Genomic DNA, 18,338 nt, shown 5'->3' with positions numbered 1-18,338 from the left:
GACGGCATGTTTATCGGCAACGCAGAAATTGTTCCGTTCAGCCCGCGTCGCTATCTCTATCACGCCTACATGGCTTACATGCGGGCGAACGCGCTGAGCAAGCCGGTATCGCTCATGCGGTTTGGCACAGACATGCCTGGCGCCCTTGCCGAACATGGAAAACTGTATGAGAAGAAAAGGACAAAGCAGGGCATGCGCTCAAACCTTACGCTTACACCCGAGGCTGAAGAATGGTTGCCTCATTGTATTGGTAAAACAGGAGAAAAATTAAATTAATTAAAAAAGTGTTCACCAGTGTTCACCCTGTAGAAAAATATTTATTTTTCATGATTTTAAGAGGTGAATACTTTTTCTTTAAGTGTTCACCAGGTGTTCACCTGTTCACCTTTAAGCCTCCCAGGGTGACCACCAGGGTGAACACTCGGTGAATACTATTACTCAAAGCGTTCACCATTTAATTTATTGATAAGTAATATAAAAATAGCAAAGGTGAACAGGTGAACACTTAAACCACTATTCTTTTTTTTCGTGCGTTTGAAAAACGTTGCTGCTCTGAATTTTACGAATATCAGAGGCCTTAGGTGTCAGCCAGCTTAGAGACTGATGTGAACGGCAACGTCTAAAGTTTCAGGTGCCATTTCTCACCTTAGGCGTTTTAGTAAACTCAATCCTTATGACTGTCGCGTTAAAAGAGCTGCTGACCCACTGATGCCCCGCCATCGACATAGAGGGTCTGGCCGGTTATAAAGCCGGCATCCTTTGACATCAGAAAAGCAACAGTAGCCGCAATTTCGTCTGGCTTGCCAAATCGCCTCATTGGCACTCCCCTGAGATAGCGCTCTTCACCTGCGCTGCCTGGCGGGTTATTCACCCGAAAAAGCTCCGTTTCAGTCGGCCCCGGCGCCACCGTGTTCACCGTAATACCTGTCTGAGCGAGTTTCAGTGCCCAGTTACGGCTGAAGCTGATCGAAGACGCTTTTGCAGCGGCATAAGCTGTCCGTTTAACACTGCCAAGCTCCGTCAGGCTGGAAATATTAATGATTCGCCCCCATCCCCGGTCTTTCATGCCGGCGAGAGTGGCATGTGTCCCCTGTACAGCGGGATAGAGAATGACGCGTATAACATCTTCAAAAGTCGCTAAATATATATCGCCGAGTCGCTGAGGTTTAACCAGATCCACATTGTTAACGATCCTGTCAAATGCGAATCGCTGACTGAACTCTTCGAAAGTCTGTTGTGTCTGCCTGGCGTTGGAAAGATCTGCGCTGATTAAGCTTGCAAATGTAATGAACCGGCATTAGGCACCACAGGAAAGAGTTATGCGATGTTGACCTGGGCTGAACATAACTGACGGCGCTCATCATGACAAAGTGAACGTTGAATCGCATTTTTTTACCGCTTACGCTTGTCATAATAAATAACTCAGCAAGAATGAACGGTGAAGGCAAAAAAATATGTTTTACCCCACTTCGGCCCCTGGCGGGCCTTTTTTGCCTCCAGTACCCCTCACTGCTAGGCGTAAATACACGTTGCCAAGTTCAGGAGCATACCGGCCATAAAGCCGTTGTCCCGGAAGGTCAGGGCTACTGCCCTGCCATCAGTTCATGAAAGTAAAAACTGAAAGCTAGAGAAAATTTGATTTCTGACCGTCATCCCACTTACCGCAATGCGCCCTGAATCTGCGTTTTCATCCTCCAGTGGCTGATGCGTCCGGAGAGCAGTGACCGGCGTGTACTAAGGCAGGCGGCCAATTATTACTGGAAGAGGAATCACCAGAGCTGAGAGGGATATGAGCATAAATGATGTCATTGCGATGGACAGATAACGGACATACCACCGGTCCGGCATACAGCAAATGTCTTAACCTGAGTTACCGTTTAAAACGCAGCATTTATTGGAGTGTTTTGCCCCAGAGAGAAAAGCGGGACGTATGAAAAATCGTAAATAATGGAGAGTCCCTGGCAACCTCCGGCATGGCGGCATTCGGGGATAGAACTGGACAGTTTTCATGCATGGACTATTATTCAGATACCATGCCGCAGTGATAAGCATGATGGACCTTCAGTACTCTCTTTACAGCCCGCTCAGCGCGGGTTTTTTTTGCGCTGCCTGTTTTTACGCTGAAGATTTTCACTCCCACCTGTCACATAAAAAAACGCCTACTATCCGCCCAGCCCGGACAGGGGAGTCGGATGATTATGGAAACATTCACCTGTTAGGCAGTTCATCCAGTCAGACGTTTCCCCGTATCAACGTGATGCTGTGATAATTACGGGCCAGCCATGGCAGGTCCGGCTGGTGGGTTATCCTGGTTTTGCATGTGCATTTAAGCGTGTGTGTTAATCACCATTGTTAAGACAGGAGGCGGGAGGTCACCGTGACCCCCCGTAGTTAAATCAACGCGTTTTCTCGCCGTCTTGTTGCCTGTACGTTGCGAAAGGGCTCTTCTGCAGAGGAGCTGAGTGGCAGGTACGAATCAGGGATGTCAGTCTGACTTCTGCACATTCGTAATCTGTGGCGCAGCATCAAAAAACTGATAAGACCCATCACGTCGTGCTTTCGCCTGGTACATCGCGACATCGGCGTTATCCAGTAACGTTTTTGCTGATGCCGTGCCGAATTGCGCAAGGCTGATGCCAATTGCGGCTCCCACGCGTACTTCCATTTTATTGATAGTGAAAGGTTCTGCCAGGCTCTCAATAATACGCTGGGCAATGGAGGATGCCGCCTTGCGGTTAGTGCACCTTGCGGCTATGACAAACTCATCGCCTCCCAGGCGCGCCACAGCGTCGCCCGGGCGCATGCATTGCTTGAGTCGCTTACTGACCTGTTGCAATAACGTATCGCCCGCGGCGTGCCCCATCGTGTCATTGACTGCCTTGAACCCATTGAGATCAAGAAAAAGGACGGTTGTGTAGTCTGCATCTTTCGGTTGTGCGAGCATCTGCTCAATTCGGGTATTGATCCACGCACGATTGGGTAACCCGGTCAGCATGTCGCGGGTTGCCATTTTCTCCAGCCTTTCCATCCGCTCTTTATCGCGAGTGATATCACGTGAAACCAGCACTGCGCCGATGTTCCTGCCCGTCGACGGGTTACTGACACCGCAGGCTTTGGTGCCAAGGGTAAGATAATAACCGTCCCGATGCCGTTTTCTGACCTCCACCACGTCTGGCAGGATACCTCCACTGAAGATGTGTTCCAGCGCTTCTGTCGCGGGGCCCCGATCGTCAGGATGCAGAAAATCAATTACCCTCTGCCCGTTCATTTCATCTGCTGACCAGCCCATCATTGCGCTGTATGACGGTGAGACAGATACGTACCTGCCGCTGGCATCACAATGGGCAATAAGGTCAGTGCTGTTTTCAATTAACAGGCGGTATTCTGCTGCCGTGCGCAGTGCGTCCTCAAGCGCTTTGCGCTGACCGGTTATATCCAGAATGAACCCCTGATAATGAGAGTAATCAGGCGAAGGCTGACAATGTGGCAGGCCAGAAAAAATCACCCGTCGCATTTTTCCGTCGAGACAACGGATCGGTACTTCAATATGAAACGGGGCAACGCCTTCAAGCGCAGCCGTTAATTGCTGCGCAATTTTTGCATCATCGTCTGCCTGCGCAAACTTCAGCCATGCGCTGAGCGTGACACCTTTCAATGCGGGTATCAGACCTTCAGGGTATTCCTGGCTGGTAATGCAAACGCCCTGGTCGTCCGTGGTCCAAACAGCGGAAAAAGTTGATGTGATAACAGTGTCCAGGATGATCGTCTCCGATGTTTGTTGACGAAACTAAACGCGCTCAATTTCCGTCAGTGCCGCCGTCGGTAACCCGCATTGCTGCCCCGAAAACCAGATGGGAAGCGCGGGAGGATTTTTCGTTATGTGACGCTCCGGCAGGAGCAATGACGTATTCTGCATTCTGTTTGCTCACTCTTGCAGCCGTAAATTCTACCCGCAGTGATGAGTGAGAGTGAGTTGTAGCACGCTATACGTTCAGGTGATCTGACTTACATTATCGGCGCAAGTGGAAACAACCTTTAACGGCACGACCGTAGACTATAACCGGACTCTCAGGAGATAGATATTCACCCCCATGGTTAATTATCATTAGGGTGATCGTCGTACAATATCTGGCTAATTCGTGAATGACTGGCTGGCTGCACCATTAAGGCACTGTTCTTGAGCCCCGTTAATAAGCGGGAGCCCATCAACGGGGTGCCCGCGGGAAGGGACGGATCCCTATGACATAACTGTTGGAAAGACCTTTTACATTCATTAGGGCCTGTGCGATACCGTCATTATTATCACGCATGTGCTAACGCCTGTGTTAGCAATGCTGTGGAAATCCGCATCGATTTGCACCCGGTGTCATCATCAGACAGCAGTGCTTCAGTCCTGTTCGAATCAGCAACGTGCGTCTGATTTTTTGACTTTCGCGGGAGGGGGGCAGGGTGATTTTATTCCAGGGAGTCGATACCATAAACCCAGTACATGTGATTAAAAACAGTGACGCTTGCAGGTATGGCCATCGCCATCAGGCCAATTGTCCGACCGTTAACCGGAGCAACCGTTGTGGTTATGAACAAACCTACCCAGACGCGCCCTAAGTACCAGTATCGCTTTCTGGCTGTCTCACGCGAGGACCGGTCCGCTCCCCCGTTCCGTCTTTGTATTGATGCGGATTCAGAACAGGAAGCCCGCCGCATTCTGGCCCCATACTTTATCCTTTCTTTATTGGGGCAGGAGCCTGCAGATGAAGGGGAAATGTGTAAGTCCATGAGTTCCTGATTTGTCATTCATTTCCTGCACGACCTTATGGTGGTGCGTTAGATGTCCATAATGATTTCAGTTATGACCGGATATCGAAAAGGGAAAAATCAGCTGCTGCAAAAGAACGGCAGTGGCGCGAGGCGCTTTTGTGTTAATTCAATTTATTCAAATTCGTCGGTTTACTGATGACGCTTGCGGGAACTCGTCAACGGGCACCCGCACGTCTGTTTTACCATGATACTGACGGCGTAACAACGCGGGCAGAGAAGGCCTGCGGGTTGCCCTCATCGTCCAGTGCCGTGTAATCCAGAAGGATATGACTCGCCGGCAGAGGCGATTTTCCAATAAGGGGATAATCTTTACTGGAAAACGGGGCGAGCGTCTTATCACCATCCAGATAAACGGGGTAACGTTTTCCTCCCACTGCTATAATCATTTCGCCTGGGGTGAAAAAATAGCGGCTGCCATTAGTGGCATGAATGAACGCCTGCCCCTGCTTTTCTCTGATCAAAAAGGTCACCGCGTTGACACGTGCCGCAAATGGCATCACTTCCCTGAACGGTCGGTTAATTACCTTGAGTTGGGTATTCAGCGCCATGCTGATCTTATCGTTGTCCTGCTGTACCGTTCTTTTTTTTACGGCGCTGATTTCGTAAAGATTGAGCCAGTAAAGAGATTCACGATCGTTTGGCAGGTGTGCGGCCAGTTCGGTACGTAGTACCGCAATCTGTTTTTTTTCGTTTTTGTTCAGCGTAAAAACGCCAGGAAGCGCAACAAAGGGAAAAGCTTTACTGCCGGGCGATTTTTCCGGTGAACCTCCATCAACCCAGGTCTGTATGAGAACGGGTGCATCGCCGCTGTTGATCAGCAGTAACGGAATTTGCACCTCACCCGGGTAGAAGAACAGTCGACTTTGCTGCGGAATCACCGCAGCCTGGGCGTTAATCGCAAGGCACATAAATAACCCAAAGAGCGTTTTCATATTATTGCAGCCGAATCAGGATGGATGCTGTTGCATCAACCTGGCCAGCCGTAACGGTCTGACCAGGAAGCTTTGCAAGACGGGCACTGAACCTGCGCTGATACAGCTTTTCGTCACTCTGCTGGCTGCCGCTGATAGCCTGCGCATCCTCCAGCACCGGTCGCCAGCCCGCATTACCGCTAAAGCTGCTCCAGCTTAAAAAGGATACTGGCTGACCACTCGATGTTTGTAATTGAATCCCGACGCCTTTCGCCAGCGAAGGTAGGCTGTCATAGTGATCGGACACCAGGTAGCGCGAAAGTCCGTCTCCTGACGTCAACCCCAACTGCTGGACCTGCAGCCACGCGGCGTAGCTTGGCTGAAAGCCCAGAGAGAGCTGGCCTGAGTTGATACCAGACAAATTTTCGGTTTCGCTCGCACAGGCCAGAGTAATGGTAAGCGGTGCCGTCACAGCTTGACCTTCATTGAGAGCATTGATGCTGATGCCAGGAAAAATGACGTTTGCGGTATAATTTTCTACCCGGCAGCCCTGCGTCATGTTTTGTGTCAGGGTCGCGACCGGCGCGGTATTCATTCCAAAGGCCATGTAGCGACCTGTTCCCCATGTATCGTAATGATTCCAGCTGTCCTGGCCCGCTTCGGGGACATTCATGCCTGGCCCCATAAACACCACATAGCCATTCGGCTGGTTACAATTATACGCGCCAGTGTAATTATCTGCGGCAGCACTGGAACATCCAAAGGTGTTATACCCGGGCGAGCGGTTATTTTTATCTGTACGAATGAGTTCCGCACTGATGGGGCTGAAGTCGCGTCCCCTGATCTCGATTTTATTGCCCTTTATTTCATACTGTGTGAGCGGCACCTTTTGCCAGATACGGGTAAAAGGCTTACCGCTGCGCACGTGAACCAGTTTTAATGCGGTATAAGGAAAGTAGGTCTGGAAATAGCCGTTGCCCATGTCCCAGGCGCCGCCAACGTTACTGTCACCATTGGTGGCGAAGACCTCAAACAGCTGATCTTTATCCGCCAGATCACACTCGTACAAAACGCGATCCGGATCGGCATTTTTGACAGCCGGTACCACCTGAAAGACTGAGCGTGCCAGCACCGTACCTGCAGGCTGATAACGCAGATTCATCAATCCGATATTTCCGAGGTTTAGTGGCGCACCGCAGGCATCGCAGCCATGATCCACCGGCTTTATCCGAGTGCATGTCGCAAAAGCCGGGAATCCTGCCGCCAGAAAAAATAATATGATTGCTGCTAAATAGCGCTTCATTGATAACACCTCTGAGTTTAAAAACGACAAACGGCATCCGCATACGTCATCACCGCATCGGGTTTCGGTTGAGGTATGCTGTAATTCATCAAGCAGGACGATTCCGCATTGTCACCCCAGACGGCTTTCAGCCGACCGTGCGTTTTCACCACACGTAAATAGGCATTGCCACCCTGACCAAACGTACCCACGCGATTGCCCGCTTCGTCCAGCAGATCCGCACCAACCGGCACTGTGTCATTACGATTAGTACGGGTCTTTAGCATCACGGGATAACCGCGCAATGTCCGGAAGGTCACTTTCACCATTGCGCCGGCATAGGGCGCGATACTTTTTTCGCTATCCTGAACCTCAACATTGCCGTCGCTGCTGCTGGCACTTAGCGTAATGGTGTTGTAGTGGTACGGGTTGAGCGAAGGGACCAGCGCATAACCAAAGCGATCGATTTCACTTCTCTGGTTGTTCAGGATGCGTGTCCCCCTGGCTCCTTTCGCCTCGACGAGGGCGAATGTATCGCCCAGATAATTGCCTAACGTCACGCCACCGCTATGGATCACCGCCGCGCCCATCGCATTGACGGACATTTGATTAAACCGTGAAGAGGTCGACGCTGTGCCAGTCACGCTGGCTTCTGAGAAAGTTTTGCCCAGGCTGCCACTGAAGGTCGTATCACGTTGCTGCTGATCGCGATTTATATTCACGCTGTAGCTGGTGCCACTCTCACCGCTCAGCCCGCTGAGCGAGGCCGTGTAATTACTGCCGTTCTGGCTTCCCCGAATCCCGCTAAGTGCCAGATAGGGTGAGGTGGCATCCGAGCCCAACGGTACAGAGACACTGACCTGCAGTTGGGTATCTTTATAAAAAGTCTCGTCTGCATAGTGGGTCATGACGGCCCTCCGCGGCTCACGGGGGGACGATCTGCGCGAATACTGGCGAGACAGGGAAACATTCAGTGCAATGTTATTGGGCAATACCGTGCCATAGCCGACCTGAAACTGGGTCGTGTGCGAGCGGCTGTCATAATAATTTTGTTTCGAGCCAGAGACATAGATATTGCCCGCCTTTCCCAGCGTCTGATTAAGCGTCATCTGCACTCGGTTACGCTGCATATACTCGCTGGTGATACTGTTGCGACCCGGTGTTTTTGCATTATTCAACGCAATTACGTCATTCAGATCCCGGTATCCCTGTGTGGAATACTGGTAGCCGGCAAACGTCAATGTCGTATTCGTGGGCTGGAAGGTTCGACTGTAACTCAGAGCATAGCGCCATCCCTGAGTCGACTCGCCGCCATTCAGGATGGCGTCAGAGTATGCGCTGTTAAATCCCACCGCGCCCAGGTCTGAGGCCCAGACGCCACCAGCCAGAATGGCATGATAGCGTTCACCCAACCTGACGCCGCCATTAAACGTGATGGCGTTCGTCAGGCCGTGCTTCATGGTCAGCTCGGTAAATGCGTTGTCTTTGCTGTAATCCCTGACTTTACCGACCGCAAAGTTGTAATCTGTCCGGCCTGGACGCAGTGACTGCGGTAAGACCGCATACGGCACGCTAAAGCGATGCAGACTACCATCAGACTCCTGAACCTCTACACTCAGATCGCCGCCATAGCTAACCGGGCTCAGGTCATTAATCGTAAACGGCCCCGGCGGCACGGTTGTCTCATATATCCGTTGTTTGTCCTGCCAGACCGTCACGCGGGCATTGCTGTTCGCCACACCGCGCACCAGCGGCGCATAACCGCGAACAGAATCCGGCAGCATACGTTCATCAGAGTCCAGACTGACACCGTTGAAACTCACCGCAGTAAACAGGTCACCGTTACTGAAAAGCTCGCCTATGCCCGCCTCACTTCGTAATGACGGCAACGCACGTTGAACCCATGCCCGGGCGCTTTGCCAGCGATTGCCGGTATCATCATGACTAAAGTTTCCCTGTTGACGAAAACGCCACATGCCCGCATTGATGCCACTGTTGATGCCCAGATAGTTGGATTCAAAACGCTGCGCGTTTTTATAATCGGAGTAAAACTGGTTCAGATTGTAATTTGCGAACGCCATGGTCGTGCCCGCTGTCAGGTTTTCGGGCGCGATATAGCCGACGGGCCGGTGAATCAGCATCGCCTGTGGGATGGTAACGTCTACACGTAGGCTACCCGTATTCACACTAACTGACGCGCCCATTAAAAGTGTATCGGGCCTGGCACAGCCTTTCTCGCTGAGCGCAGTCAGATAATGCGCCTTAACGCCAAACGCGTGATAAAAGGACAGGGGAAGACAAACGGATAGCTGCCCGTCGGCACGTATGATTTCAACTGGCGTGGACTGCTGAAATTTACCATTCAGGTAAAGCTCAACATCATAACGGCCGGCTTGAAACCAGGCATCCTGCGCATTGTCAGGCATCGCAATCTGTCCAGGCATCACTTCGCGCACCAAAGCAGGATCAAAGACATAGTCATCCTGACCCGCATCCGCCTGACTCTCCCGTGAGGGAATGAGACTCAAAGCGAACAATAAGAATAAGGAGGCTTTATTCATTTCTACGATTTTTCGTTCACGTTTATTTTTTCATCGGCACCAAAATCATTTATCAGGACGGCGTCAAGCGCGTATCCAGAGAGTGATGAGCGGCTTTGCAACGTGATGCGCTGCTCACTAAATGGTGACAGCGTGACAGCATCGTTCCAGGGAAGGGTGCTATTCCCTTTAAACAACGTAAACGCGCGAATATTGGCGTAAAAAGGTGAGGCATTTCTGAAGACAATGTCCCGTCCCTGAAAGTGGTATGACAGCGCGTTTTTCAGTTTATCCATGGAGAAGTTGAGGCCCGTTGGGCGAACGATAACCTTTACTCTGTTTTTAATTATCAAATAGAGTTTGTTCTTATCTTCCAGCCCTTTTTTTAACGACGGGATCTCGGTGTAGTCCATATAAAAGAGTGACTCTCGATCCTGAGGGAGATTATTATTGGTCACGTTGAGCTTCACGGTTTGACCCGCTTCAGGGGCGATCCTGAAAATTTGCGGCAACGCCACAAATGGAGTGATAGAGTGATTATTGAAATCGATCGCCTGAATCTGAACCAGTGTTGGATGATCTCCAGCATTAGTAAATTGAAGTGTTTTTTCGTTTTTCGTGCCGTCTACAATGACGCGCGTGCCATTCAACACGACGCTTGCCTGACAAAACGTGGCAGAACACGTCACGAATAGAAAAAAAAGAGGCTTAAACACAGGTTTCTCCTGCCCCCCTAAAATAAGGGGGGCTGAAAATTATGGATAGCTGACAGAATATTGAACGCTGCTTAAAACCGTACCGGCGCCCGCGTTTCCTGAGTCGCTGTAATATTCAACGGAGAAATCCTGCGATGCGCTGGTGCTTCCGCTGGCCAGTTTCATACCTGTTACTGTCGCAGAGCCGCCTGATAAACTGATCGCTTTGTCACCGCTGTCCAGCAAACGTAGTGTGACATTTTTGGCGGTCCCGGTATTCAGTAAATCGCCAGTTGAAGAGATGTTGTTACCAACCAGATTGATATTAATTGCCTGCGTTGATCCGGATGTCGGTGCGACACAACCGGTTAAATTAATCGTAAAAGGGGTTTTTCCGGCAGTTGATTTCGCCGTACTCAGCGCAGCCGTTGAAACCGTAGGCAGAAGGATAATCGGACTGCCTGTTGCATCATTAACATTTACGTTACAGGTTTGCGCATTCACTTCGCCCTGAAAGCGAATTGTATTTTGTGATGCTGCAAATGTATTAAAAGTAATGACGCTCGCACTGCACAAAGCAAGTGTCATATAACGTGATAAAGAACTGGCTTTCATTGATTCCCTCTTATGAATCTGGTTAATAAACATGCTCATTGGCGGCGGGAATTATAGGGGTAAGAGGAAGGAACCATGTTTGAAGTGTTCTGACCTTATCTGAATAATGGTCTTTCAAGTAAAAAAATTATTTTATTTCAATGGGATGAGGTTTTCCCTTTTTTGCTGCGAAAGAGCATTCCTGAGATAGCAGCAGGTCAGGAGTGCCATGCTATGGCGGCATTTGTTGCTTTTGAATAATTATTTTTCACAAAGATAGAGGGGGACCGGGCCTGAATAAAAAACCCACGTACTAATGCCGGTTTTTTTAATAATAAATGGAAGTGTTGCCCCTACATCAATGAAAAAGTCGGGCAACCACTTTTTTTGTACGTACTGAGACATTTGATTATCCGGTGAGGACTCTATAAATATTGATTTTGCTAAATATAAATCCCCCTCACGATGGTAAGTAAAGCGGATAATTTTACTCAGGCTAATCATATTATGCTCGGAATCAACCAGACGTCCTGTCAGGGAGATTACACCCTGACCATCATGCATATCGTGAGAGGCGATTGCTGAAAAAGTATCGCTGCTTCTGATGTAATTAATATTCGCAATGCAATGGATCGAATCCTGTCGGAAAATAAACACACCAATGCATGTTGCTGTCATTATCATTACTGCTAGTAAAAACATTAACCTCACCACTTTCTCCTTATGTAATAATACGAAATGCAGTCCGGGGAACCTAAAAGAGAGAGGGGGTTCTTACACTGTAAGACTGAAATGCGCTCACCATTAGTAAAAGCTGTGATGAAAACATTTCGTCGCTCACTACATTCCGCATGAATATCTTTGGCAACACGCACGATCAGGCTGTTGTCCGCTTTTTTACTACCATATATTTCGCATCCATTCATATCAAATCGTTTAACAAAATCCATTTTTTGGCGATAAAGTGAAAAGGTCATAATAGAAAAGCCGCAAACCAGAACTGTCATCATTGCCAATCCTGTGTTAAAAAAATGGCGCAGAGAAATCGTATGGCGCTTTACACCTTTTTTGAGAGTCAATACAGGAGGCTCAAGATTACCGCTGTTGATTTCAGATTCTTTTTCAGAATGCTGCTTGTTACTAATCAGGGTATCTGTAATCTCATCAGTGTTATGAGTTTCTGGATCCTTATTCTTTTTTGAAAGCACGTTTTTATTGGCGGGATCTATGGCGAAACTGCATTTTTCGTTTTTCTGTTCGCCTTCTCCAGTCGCTCTTTCTTCATCCGTAATCAAATCTTCAGGTGTAATTGCAGACTCTTCAATGAGAATGGCATTGGAAAGCATAAAACCGCGGCGTGGAATTGTCCTGATTACATCCTGACAAATGTCGCATGCCAGCAGAGCTTTTCTGATTAGAGAAATACTTTGATATAACGCATTGGCGCTGACCTCCATCCCAAACCGACGCCAGGCATACTGATAAAACGCTTCATGATCGACAATTTCACCCTGCCGCGCTATCAATAATTCAAAACAATATGAGGCTGAAGAGTGCAGCTTTAGATTTGTGTTGTGACTTTTAATTTCCCTTTTCCCAGGATAAAAAACCACACCATTACCAATAATAATTTTTTTCATCTTGTTGCATCCGGTTGTATCGATGTTTTTATTTTATAAGAACCTTCTTAAGGTAGACCATTAAATATTGTTGAACTTACACTAAGCATAAACGTAAAGAAGAAATGAGATAATTTCAGTTCTTAAATGACTTTTTAATAATGTGAACTTTTCCGTATTCTGGTTCAGAACATCATACTCCTGAACATTTCCGTATTCTGGTTCAGAACATCATACTCCTGAACATTTCGGGATATGACGTAGCAAACTAAGTTCAAATTCCCACGTCTGAAAGGACAGGTCAGTGAAGAGACGTAGGCACGCTGGATTAAAGAGGAGAATCCGGGGCCGGCTTCCAAAGCCCGCCCGTATCCGTCTTTTCGGCTGGTCATAACTTATAGCGCGTTATGATCCCCTATAACGCCTGCGGGTTAGTATGCGTGGCCTGAGCCAGGCCATTTTTTTGCCATCTCCTCCATCTCGTGTTCCAGCTCTGCAAGCCAATCATTATCCTGTTCAACGTGCTGCATGTCTGTTCTGTTACTGTTATGGGTGCTTGCGGGTTTTCCAGGTAATTCACCGTCGTTCTCATCACACTTCATCTGTGCTCCCCTCTCTTTAAAAGGATTTTCGGCAGAGAAAGAAATGTGTGCAGTGAATATACAAATCTTTTCGCATAACCCGACATTACGGCTGGCGGAACCTTACCTGTTCAGTCAGGTTTAGATGCAATTCTGACGTCTGCACGCCTTACTCAGACCGCGTGAATGTATCTGAGCTGTCTCAGCTAACGTTGAGATGATCCGGGATAAGTTTGTTATGGCTTCGGGATATACGCACTTGCTGGTGTTTGCTGTCAGGGTCAGCCTTTGGGCTCAATGCCCTGTCGCTTCAATTCTTTCCTTGCCAGTTCTTTAAACCAGTTCCCCAGGCTTGTTCCATCTTTTGCAGCGGCTGCCTCAAGTTGTTCTTTCAGTTCTGGATTAATTCGGATCTGGAATGCGGGAGCCTTGCCGTTACCTTTGGGCTGTTTATCGCGGGTAATTGAAGTTGACATGTATGTACCTATTGACCTAGCATTTATTTCGATAGGTCCGTACCTTAACAGTTGGAACCTGTCAGAACAACGCCCCGCAGTGCTCGCAACACATACGGGGCGTCTGACCAAACCGTTAATAGAGGTAACAGTTATGGCTATGAACAAGCATACCCAAACTCGCCCCAAATATCAGTACCGCCTCCCCGCCATTTCCCGTCAGGACCGGTCTGCACCCCCGTTTCGGCTCTGCACCGGCGCCGGCGCCGGCTCAGAGCAGGCTGTCCGCTGCCTTACCCTCTCTCCCGCGGACCCGCTGCCCGTTCAGGAGGCCCGAAATGCGTGAGCCCATGGATTTAGATCAGGCTGAATTCCAGGCCGAGATGGCCACCTCGCTGTTTGAAGTGATTATGGACAAGGCCTGCCGGGAGTGCTCCCCCCAGCTGCGGCACCTCATCAGCCTGGCCTGCGACATCAACTTTGAGATTTACCGCGCGCTCAGGGCTGACGGAGGAAAGCACCATGATCAGTAACGTGAAGTTCAACGAGCTGGCCGGCCGGGTGGAGGCGCTTACTGCGCGCGTCGGGGACCTGGAGGCCAGCCTGAACGCGCTGGTGGATTCACAGGGCGGCACCATTCCGCCCGGCATGGCGCCGGTCAGCACGCTGGCGGCGGAGTTTGGCATCTCCACCAAAAAGGCGGAGGAGCTGGCAAAAAACGCCGGCGTGATGCTGGTGCGGCATAAGGCCGGAGGTTATCTGGTGCCGGACGGGAAATTCCGTGAGGCGGCCCGTCTGGTGCTGCGTGCGGCCAAACGGAAGTACGGCTCGGCGTACTGGTACCACCCGCTGATTGGCAAATTCCAGATGAGCGGAGGCCTGCCGAAATGAGCCATCCCCTGCGGCTCACTGAGCCGCTTTCCGACGCGCTCTTTGCCTGCGTCTATCTGTGGGCGCACGGACGCCCCTGCAGCCGCTCTGAGCTGGAAAAGGCCGCCCGCCAGCATCACGACCCGGCAACCCGCTGCGGCAGGCTGGTGGTGCGGCTGATGCAGCTGCACGGCATGACCTACGAAGACCTGTGCGACGCCGGCTACCTGGGCACGGACGCTGAGCAGGTGAAGGCGCTCCGCCGCTCGGTCGTGGCGGAAATCCTCGGCACGGAGGCGCTGAATGCCTGCCTGCGCGACACCGGGCGCATTCAGCGCGTCTTTCCTGCGGCAGACGCGACGAAGACCCGGCTGCCGCTGTCGCGCGGCTCTGAGGGCTTCGACGCCCGGCAGGACTATGTGATGAAGCACGTCCTGCCCGCGCAGGCGCTGTGCAGCATCTACGGCCCCAGCGGCTCGTTCAAAAGCTTTCTCGCCGTCTCCTGGGCCTGCCATATTTCGGCAGGGCTCCCCTGGGCAGGCCACAGGGTTAACCGCGGCGCGGTGCTGTATATCGTGGGTGAGGGGGGCATCGGCGTGCCGCGCCGCATCCGCGCCTGGGAACAGGTTTATCAGCAGCGCGTGGAAAACGTCTGGCTGGTAAACCGCCCCGTCTTTCCGGTGCGTCAGTCAGAGGTGCAGGAGATCATCCTGGCGGCGAAGCAGATTGAGGCGGATGCAGGTCTGCCGGTGCGCCTGATTGTCATCGACACCCTGGCGCGCTGCTTTGGCGGCAACGATGAGAACGACGCCCGCGATATGGGGGCGTTCATTGAGGGCTGTGACGATATCAAGCGGAAGACCGGCGCCACGGTGCTGGTGGTTCACCACTCAGGGAAAGACGAGGCCAAAGGGGCGCGGGGCTCCAGCTCGTTCCGCGCGGCGCTGGACGCTGAGTTTCAGGTGAAGCGCGAGGATGAGAACATCGCCCTGATACTTTCCTGCACCAAAATGAAGGACGCTGAGGAGCCGAAGCGCCGGGCGTACGACCTGCAGCCGGTCAGGCTGTTCACGGACGAAGAGGGAGAGGAAATCCATTCGCTGGCCGTGCAGGATGTTGCCCGTGAGGCTGATGAGCGCGAACCAGACCTGGCCGGCGTGCCGAATATTACGGGAAATCATATGGCACTCTGGCAGGCTATTCGCAGTCGTATTGCCAGCCAGGAGGCATGTACAAAAATGATTGTACGCGACGACCTTAAAGCAATGGGGATTAATACCAAACACTTTACCCGCTGGCTGCAGAAGCTGACTGATGATGATCTGATTATCCAGAACGGTGATCACCTTACGCTCCATTCACATCATAAAAGTGGGTAAAAAAATGGGGAAGCGGTGGGGAAGGTGGGGAGCGTGCCCCCGGATTCCCCACTTTTTCCCTGTATATACCCGGAAAGTGAGGAGAACCCCTGAAACCCCCACCAGTACTGGGCTGAGCAGGGTTTTGAAAAAAACAGGTGGGGAGCAAGTGGGGAACTGAAAAAGTGGGGAGCAAGTGGGGAGAAGTAAGAGAGGTTTAAATGGCGGTGCTTACACACTGCTGGCATGACGTTAAGGCTCACTAAGGAAATCTGGGCAGAATATCCGCATTGTGCCAGAAACGGACGTTTAGAAGATACGCTTTGCTTTTTTTATCAGCTAACTTGTATAAGATTACATTCGACCCACTAGTCAAAAACCGATATTACTTACTGATCGTTATATCCATTACTTAGTGCAGGTCACCGGAGGTGATATGACATTGCAGTATCTTGAAATCGTGCCTCGTCTGCTTCCGGACGTTCGCGCAGGCAGGAAGCGTCATACCTCCGATGGCGGGAATGCGAGATTGTGCCGGGCCCTATGCTTTACGTAAACGCGCAGGATGCCTATGACACGGTCATGGTATGTGTGACGCAGGTTGAAAAAATGCCGCTTTTTGACGTTGCGGCCAGGCTTGGAAAAAGTGTGGAATGGCCGGATGCATTACTGCTAGAAGGGATGCGTGAGCACTACCCGCGCATAGAGATGGATTCCGAAGTTGCGGTCATATACCATTTACCGCCTACGTCGTAAGTTTGTAGCCGAGAATTCGGTGGTTCGAGGGTAAACGTCACTCAAACCACATCGTTTTTTAGCAGCCACCTGCCTGTATTGTCCGTAGGTTGCTTGCTCAACTGTATATGTGTCTCCGGCACATGAGGAGAGTTGCTGAATCAGGCCTTTGCATGAGAAGCCCTTCATGTTGAGATACTGCTTCGCAATTTCACCGCCTCCTGATTCCAATCAATATTCAGGTTGTCCACTGCTACCGAAGTGTCAGAAATCTAGAAACTATCTTCAGCATCCGATGAAAGTTGTTGAATAAGTCCGTTTCGTGAGAAGGCTTTCCTACTGAGAAATTGCTTCGCAAATCTAACGGCATTATTTTGAGGCCCAGTCAAATTGTTTAACATCAGTGATTCCAGACGTTGCAAACAGCATGAAGCGATGCTCAAGCTGGCGCAGGTAATCACTGAAAATGCTCGGCAAGGCAGGCGTAACATCCCGGCTTAGCATAATGAATATGGACATAGCTGGCTGTGGGATCGTCAAAGAAATGATTCAGCCGACTTTTCGCCGCCGCACCGTCACAAATATCCGCCTCCAGCATGAAATGGTTTTCATCTAAGGCCCTCATTGAAAGGAGCCTGACAGCGAGTGATTTTGGGATTTCATTGATATATATCCCCTGATGAGTACAGCCTTCCCGGAGATAAATCGCATGTGTGCCGTGATAGGGGGTATCAGCAGGCTGATAGGTATGATTAATCAGTATCGCTGTCTCACCGACGGGCATATCATTTAATGAAATTCTGTCGGGATAGCCGGGAAAACTGTCGACGTCTCTTCTTAGCGCACCGTGTTTTTTTAAGTAATGTTCTTTCTGCCCAAAGAGATGAAGGAAGGGGGTTGCATCAAGCCCTGAAATTCTAAATTGCATGTTTGCCTCCTGTGATAGTCAGCAGACGATAGCGTCATCTTGTTGAGCCTTGCTCGCTGTTTTCGGACAGGGAAATGACTGCTGCAATATGGGCATTAGTCATTCCGCTTTGTGCCGGAACTGCTTTTATAAGATCATCGCTGTGACGTTAGGGGGATATTAAGCTTTTCCCTTTCCAAAATTTCGGTTGTTCCCTCATGGCGGACATTATCTTGTGTACTGTCGATTTACTATGTGCCAAAGGCGGAGGTCTATTTGGTTCAATAATTCACTCCATGGAGCCCGCTATGGACAAAATGTCAGTGCAGGATGTTAAGCTCTCTTTAAAATAATGATACTTTCAGAAGGTTACTGCTGATGCATTATTTTGTCACTTAAGGATAAGTTAATGTTGAAAGACCATCCTTCAGGGGTGTCTTTCTCCCTGGGGTGAGTATGAAATTTAAATTGGTAGACGTAATTCCGTATAGCTACGCTCCCTTTTTTCGCGGTCTACATATTGCTGTGGCGGTACTTATTTTATCTCAGATTATAAATTCCAATTTTATTGAGGCTGAGCTGCTTACCGATAGCAGTGTTGAGGGCGTGATAACCTGGATTCACGTAGTTTCTGGTTTTCTGCTGATTTTCCTTGGCCTGATGCTACTGGCATGGATGCTGTCACAAAGAGGCTTCCGCTGGTATTACGCGTGGATGATGTTGGATTTCAGTGGTATCAGACGCGATATCAAACTGATCAGTCAGCGCAAACTGCCCGGGGCTGCGCAGGGAGGTATTGCTGCCGCCGTACAGGGACTTGGCGTTCTTGCACTGCTTCTCGTTGCCTCATCAGGAGGAGTCTGGTTTCTTGCAGAGACACTGTTGAAAAATGCATCCGATGCAGCAGAATATTATCTCCGTCTGCACAAATTTCTGACAACGTTCATCGAGATTTATTTTTACGCGCACGGCC

19 protein-coding genes are annotated in these 18,338 nt (G+C 50.2%); 6 read left to right on the top strand and 13 right to left on the bottom strand.

The features are described 5' to 3' along the window. On the top strand, positions 1-276 hold a 276-nt coding region (locus FT726_RS21570; protein WP_346303421.1), incomplete at its 5' end, for a primase-like DNA-binding domain-containing protein. A 409-nt stretch (positions 277-685) separates the two neighbouring features. On the opposite strand, the gene FT726_RS21565 is transcribed toward FT726_RS21570, so the two are convergent. Together FT726_RS21565 and FT726_RS21560 are read right to left on the bottom strand one after the other, a co-directional pair. After that, positions 686-1,270 carry an SDR family oxidoreductase gene (locus FT726_RS21565; protein WP_346303422.1) on the bottom strand — a complete coding sequence of 195 codons (585 nt, stop codon included), beginning with the start codon at positions 1,268-1,270 and terminating at the stop codon, positions 686-688. 1,215 nt (positions 1,271-2,485) lie between these two features. Then, complete coding sequence (locus FT726_RS21560; RefSeq protein ID WP_136545591.1) at positions 2,486-3,757, bottom strand: sensor domain-containing diguanylate cyclase; 1,272 nt, start codon at positions 3,755-3,757, stop codon at positions 2,486-2,488. Positions 3,758-4,519: 762 nt separating this feature from the next. Between FT726_RS21560 and FT726_RS21555 the strand changes: the two genes are divergently transcribed. Continuing rightward, positions 4,520-4,786, top strand: a complete 267-nt coding sequence (locus FT726_RS21555) for a host cell division inhibitor Icd-like protein (protein ID WP_346303420.1) — start codon at positions 4,520-4,522, stop codon at positions 4,784-4,786. A 211-nt stretch (positions 4,787-4,997) separates the two neighbouring features. Here FT726_RS21555 and FT726_RS21550 read toward each other — a convergent pair whose 3' ends face one another. The 8 genes from FT726_RS21550 to FT726_RS21515 all read right to left on the bottom strand — a co-directional run bounded on the left by FT726_RS21550 (position 4,998) and on the right by FT726_RS21515 (position 13,516). After that, a complete protein-coding gene (locus FT726_RS21550; protein WP_346303419.1) occupies positions 4,998-5,750 on the bottom strand; it encodes a molecular chaperone in 753 nt (250 codons plus the stop codon). A gap of 1 nt (position 5,751) precedes the next feature. Then, positions 5,752-7,032, bottom strand: coding sequence for a fimbrial protein (locus FT726_RS21545; RefSeq protein WP_346303418.1), 1,281 nt, complete (start codon positions 7,030-7,032; stop codon positions 5,752-5,754). Between the two features lie 17 nt (positions 7,033-7,049). Beyond that, positions 7,050-9,572 (bottom strand): fimbria/pilus outer membrane usher protein, encoded by a 2,523-nt coding sequence (locus FT726_RS21540; RefSeq protein ID WP_346303417.1) that lies wholly within the window; start codon positions 9,570-9,572, stop codon positions 7,050-7,052. Between the two features lie 2 nt (positions 9,573-9,574). Further along, the gene (locus tag FT726_RS21535) at positions 9,575-10,267 is read right to left on the bottom strand and encodes a molecular chaperone (RefSeq protein WP_346303416.1); all 693 of its coding nucleotides are present in this window, start codon (positions 10,265-10,267) and stop codon (positions 9,575-9,577) included. A gap of 39 nt (positions 10,268-10,306) precedes the next feature. Then, positions 10,307-10,861 (bottom strand): fimbrial protein, encoded by a 555-nt coding sequence (locus FT726_RS21530; protein ID WP_346303415.1) that lies wholly within the window; start codon positions 10,859-10,861, stop codon positions 10,307-10,309. Between the two features lie 240 nt (positions 10,862-11,101). Then, a complete protein-coding gene (locus FT726_RS21525; RefSeq protein WP_346303414.1) occupies positions 11,102-11,542 on the bottom strand; it encodes a hypothetical protein in 441 nt (146 codons plus the stop codon). A 5-nt stretch (positions 11,543-11,547) separates the two neighbouring features. Next, positions 11,548-12,480 carry a winged helix-turn-helix domain-containing protein gene (locus FT726_RS21520; RefSeq protein ID WP_346303413.1) on the bottom strand — a complete coding sequence of 311 codons (933 nt, stop codon included), beginning with the start codon at positions 12,478-12,480 and terminating at the stop codon, positions 11,548-11,550. A gap of 841 nt (positions 12,481-13,321) precedes the next feature. After that, complete coding sequence (locus tag FT726_RS21515) at positions 13,322-13,516, bottom strand: toxin-antitoxin system HicB family antitoxin (protein WP_159378403.1); 195 nt, start codon at positions 13,514-13,516, stop codon at positions 13,322-13,324. Between the two features lie 317 nt (positions 13,517-13,833). Between FT726_RS21515 and FT726_RS21510 the strand changes: the two genes are divergently transcribed. From FT726_RS21510 to FT726_RS21500, 3 genes are read left to right on the top strand one after another with little or no spacing between them, the layout of a single operon-like run. Then, the gene (locus tag FT726_RS21510) at positions 13,834-14,028 is read left to right on the top strand and encodes a hypothetical protein (protein ID WP_275025883.1); all 195 of its coding nucleotides are present in this window, start codon (positions 13,834-13,836) and stop codon (positions 14,026-14,028) included. Next, the gene (locus tag FT726_RS21505; protein ID WP_264441544.1) at positions 14,018-14,386 is read left to right on the top strand and encodes a hypothetical protein; all 369 of its coding nucleotides are present in this window, start codon (positions 14,018-14,020) and stop codon (positions 14,384-14,386) included. Before FT726_RS21510 ends, FT726_RS21505 begins: the two co-directional genes overlap by 11 nt. Continuing rightward, the gene (locus FT726_RS21500) at positions 14,383-15,744 is read left to right on the top strand and encodes a helicase RepA family protein (RefSeq protein ID WP_346303412.1); all 1,362 of its coding nucleotides are present in this window, start codon (positions 14,383-14,385) and stop codon (positions 15,742-15,744) included. Before FT726_RS21505 ends, FT726_RS21500 begins: the two co-directional genes overlap by 4 nt. A gap of 717 nt (positions 15,745-16,461) precedes the next feature. Here the strand turns inward: FT726_RS21500 and FT726_RS27685 are convergent. Genes FT726_RS27685 through FT726_RS21495 form a run of 3 tightly spaced genes read right to left on the bottom strand, consistent with a single transcriptional unit; the run spans position 16,462 to position 17,386 of the window. Further along, a complete protein-coding gene (locus FT726_RS27685; protein WP_371221852.1) occupies positions 16,462-16,689 on the bottom strand; it encodes an Ltp family lipoprotein in 228 nt (75 codons plus the stop codon). A gap of 41 nt (positions 16,690-16,730) precedes the next feature. Further along, positions 16,731-16,859 carry an Ltp family lipoprotein gene (locus FT726_RS27680; RefSeq protein WP_394516778.1) on the bottom strand — a complete coding sequence of 43 codons (129 nt, stop codon included), beginning with the start codon at positions 16,857-16,859 and terminating at the stop codon, positions 16,731-16,733. Positions 16,860-16,915: 56 nt separating this feature from the next. Then, positions 16,916-17,386 carry a DUF1203 domain-containing protein gene (locus tag FT726_RS21495; RefSeq protein ID WP_346303411.1) on the bottom strand — a complete coding sequence of 157 codons (471 nt, stop codon included), beginning with the start codon at positions 17,384-17,386 and terminating at the stop codon, positions 16,916-16,918. 435 nt (positions 17,387-17,821) lie between these two features. Here FT726_RS21495 and FT726_RS21490 point away from each other — a divergent pair. Then, positions 17,822-18,338: cytochrome b/b6 domain-containing protein (locus FT726_RS21490; RefSeq protein ID WP_346303410.1), on the top strand; the 517-nt coding region annotated here is incomplete at its 3' end.

Source organism: Pantoea sp. Morm (assembly GCF_016643525.1).
Taxonomy (GTDB): domain Bacteria; phylum Pseudomonadota; class Gammaproteobacteria; order Enterobacterales; family Enterobacteriaceae; genus Pantoea; species Pantoea dispersa.
Note: the sequence above shows the minus strand (reverse complement) of the source record. Positions and strands in the feature narration are given on the sequence as shown.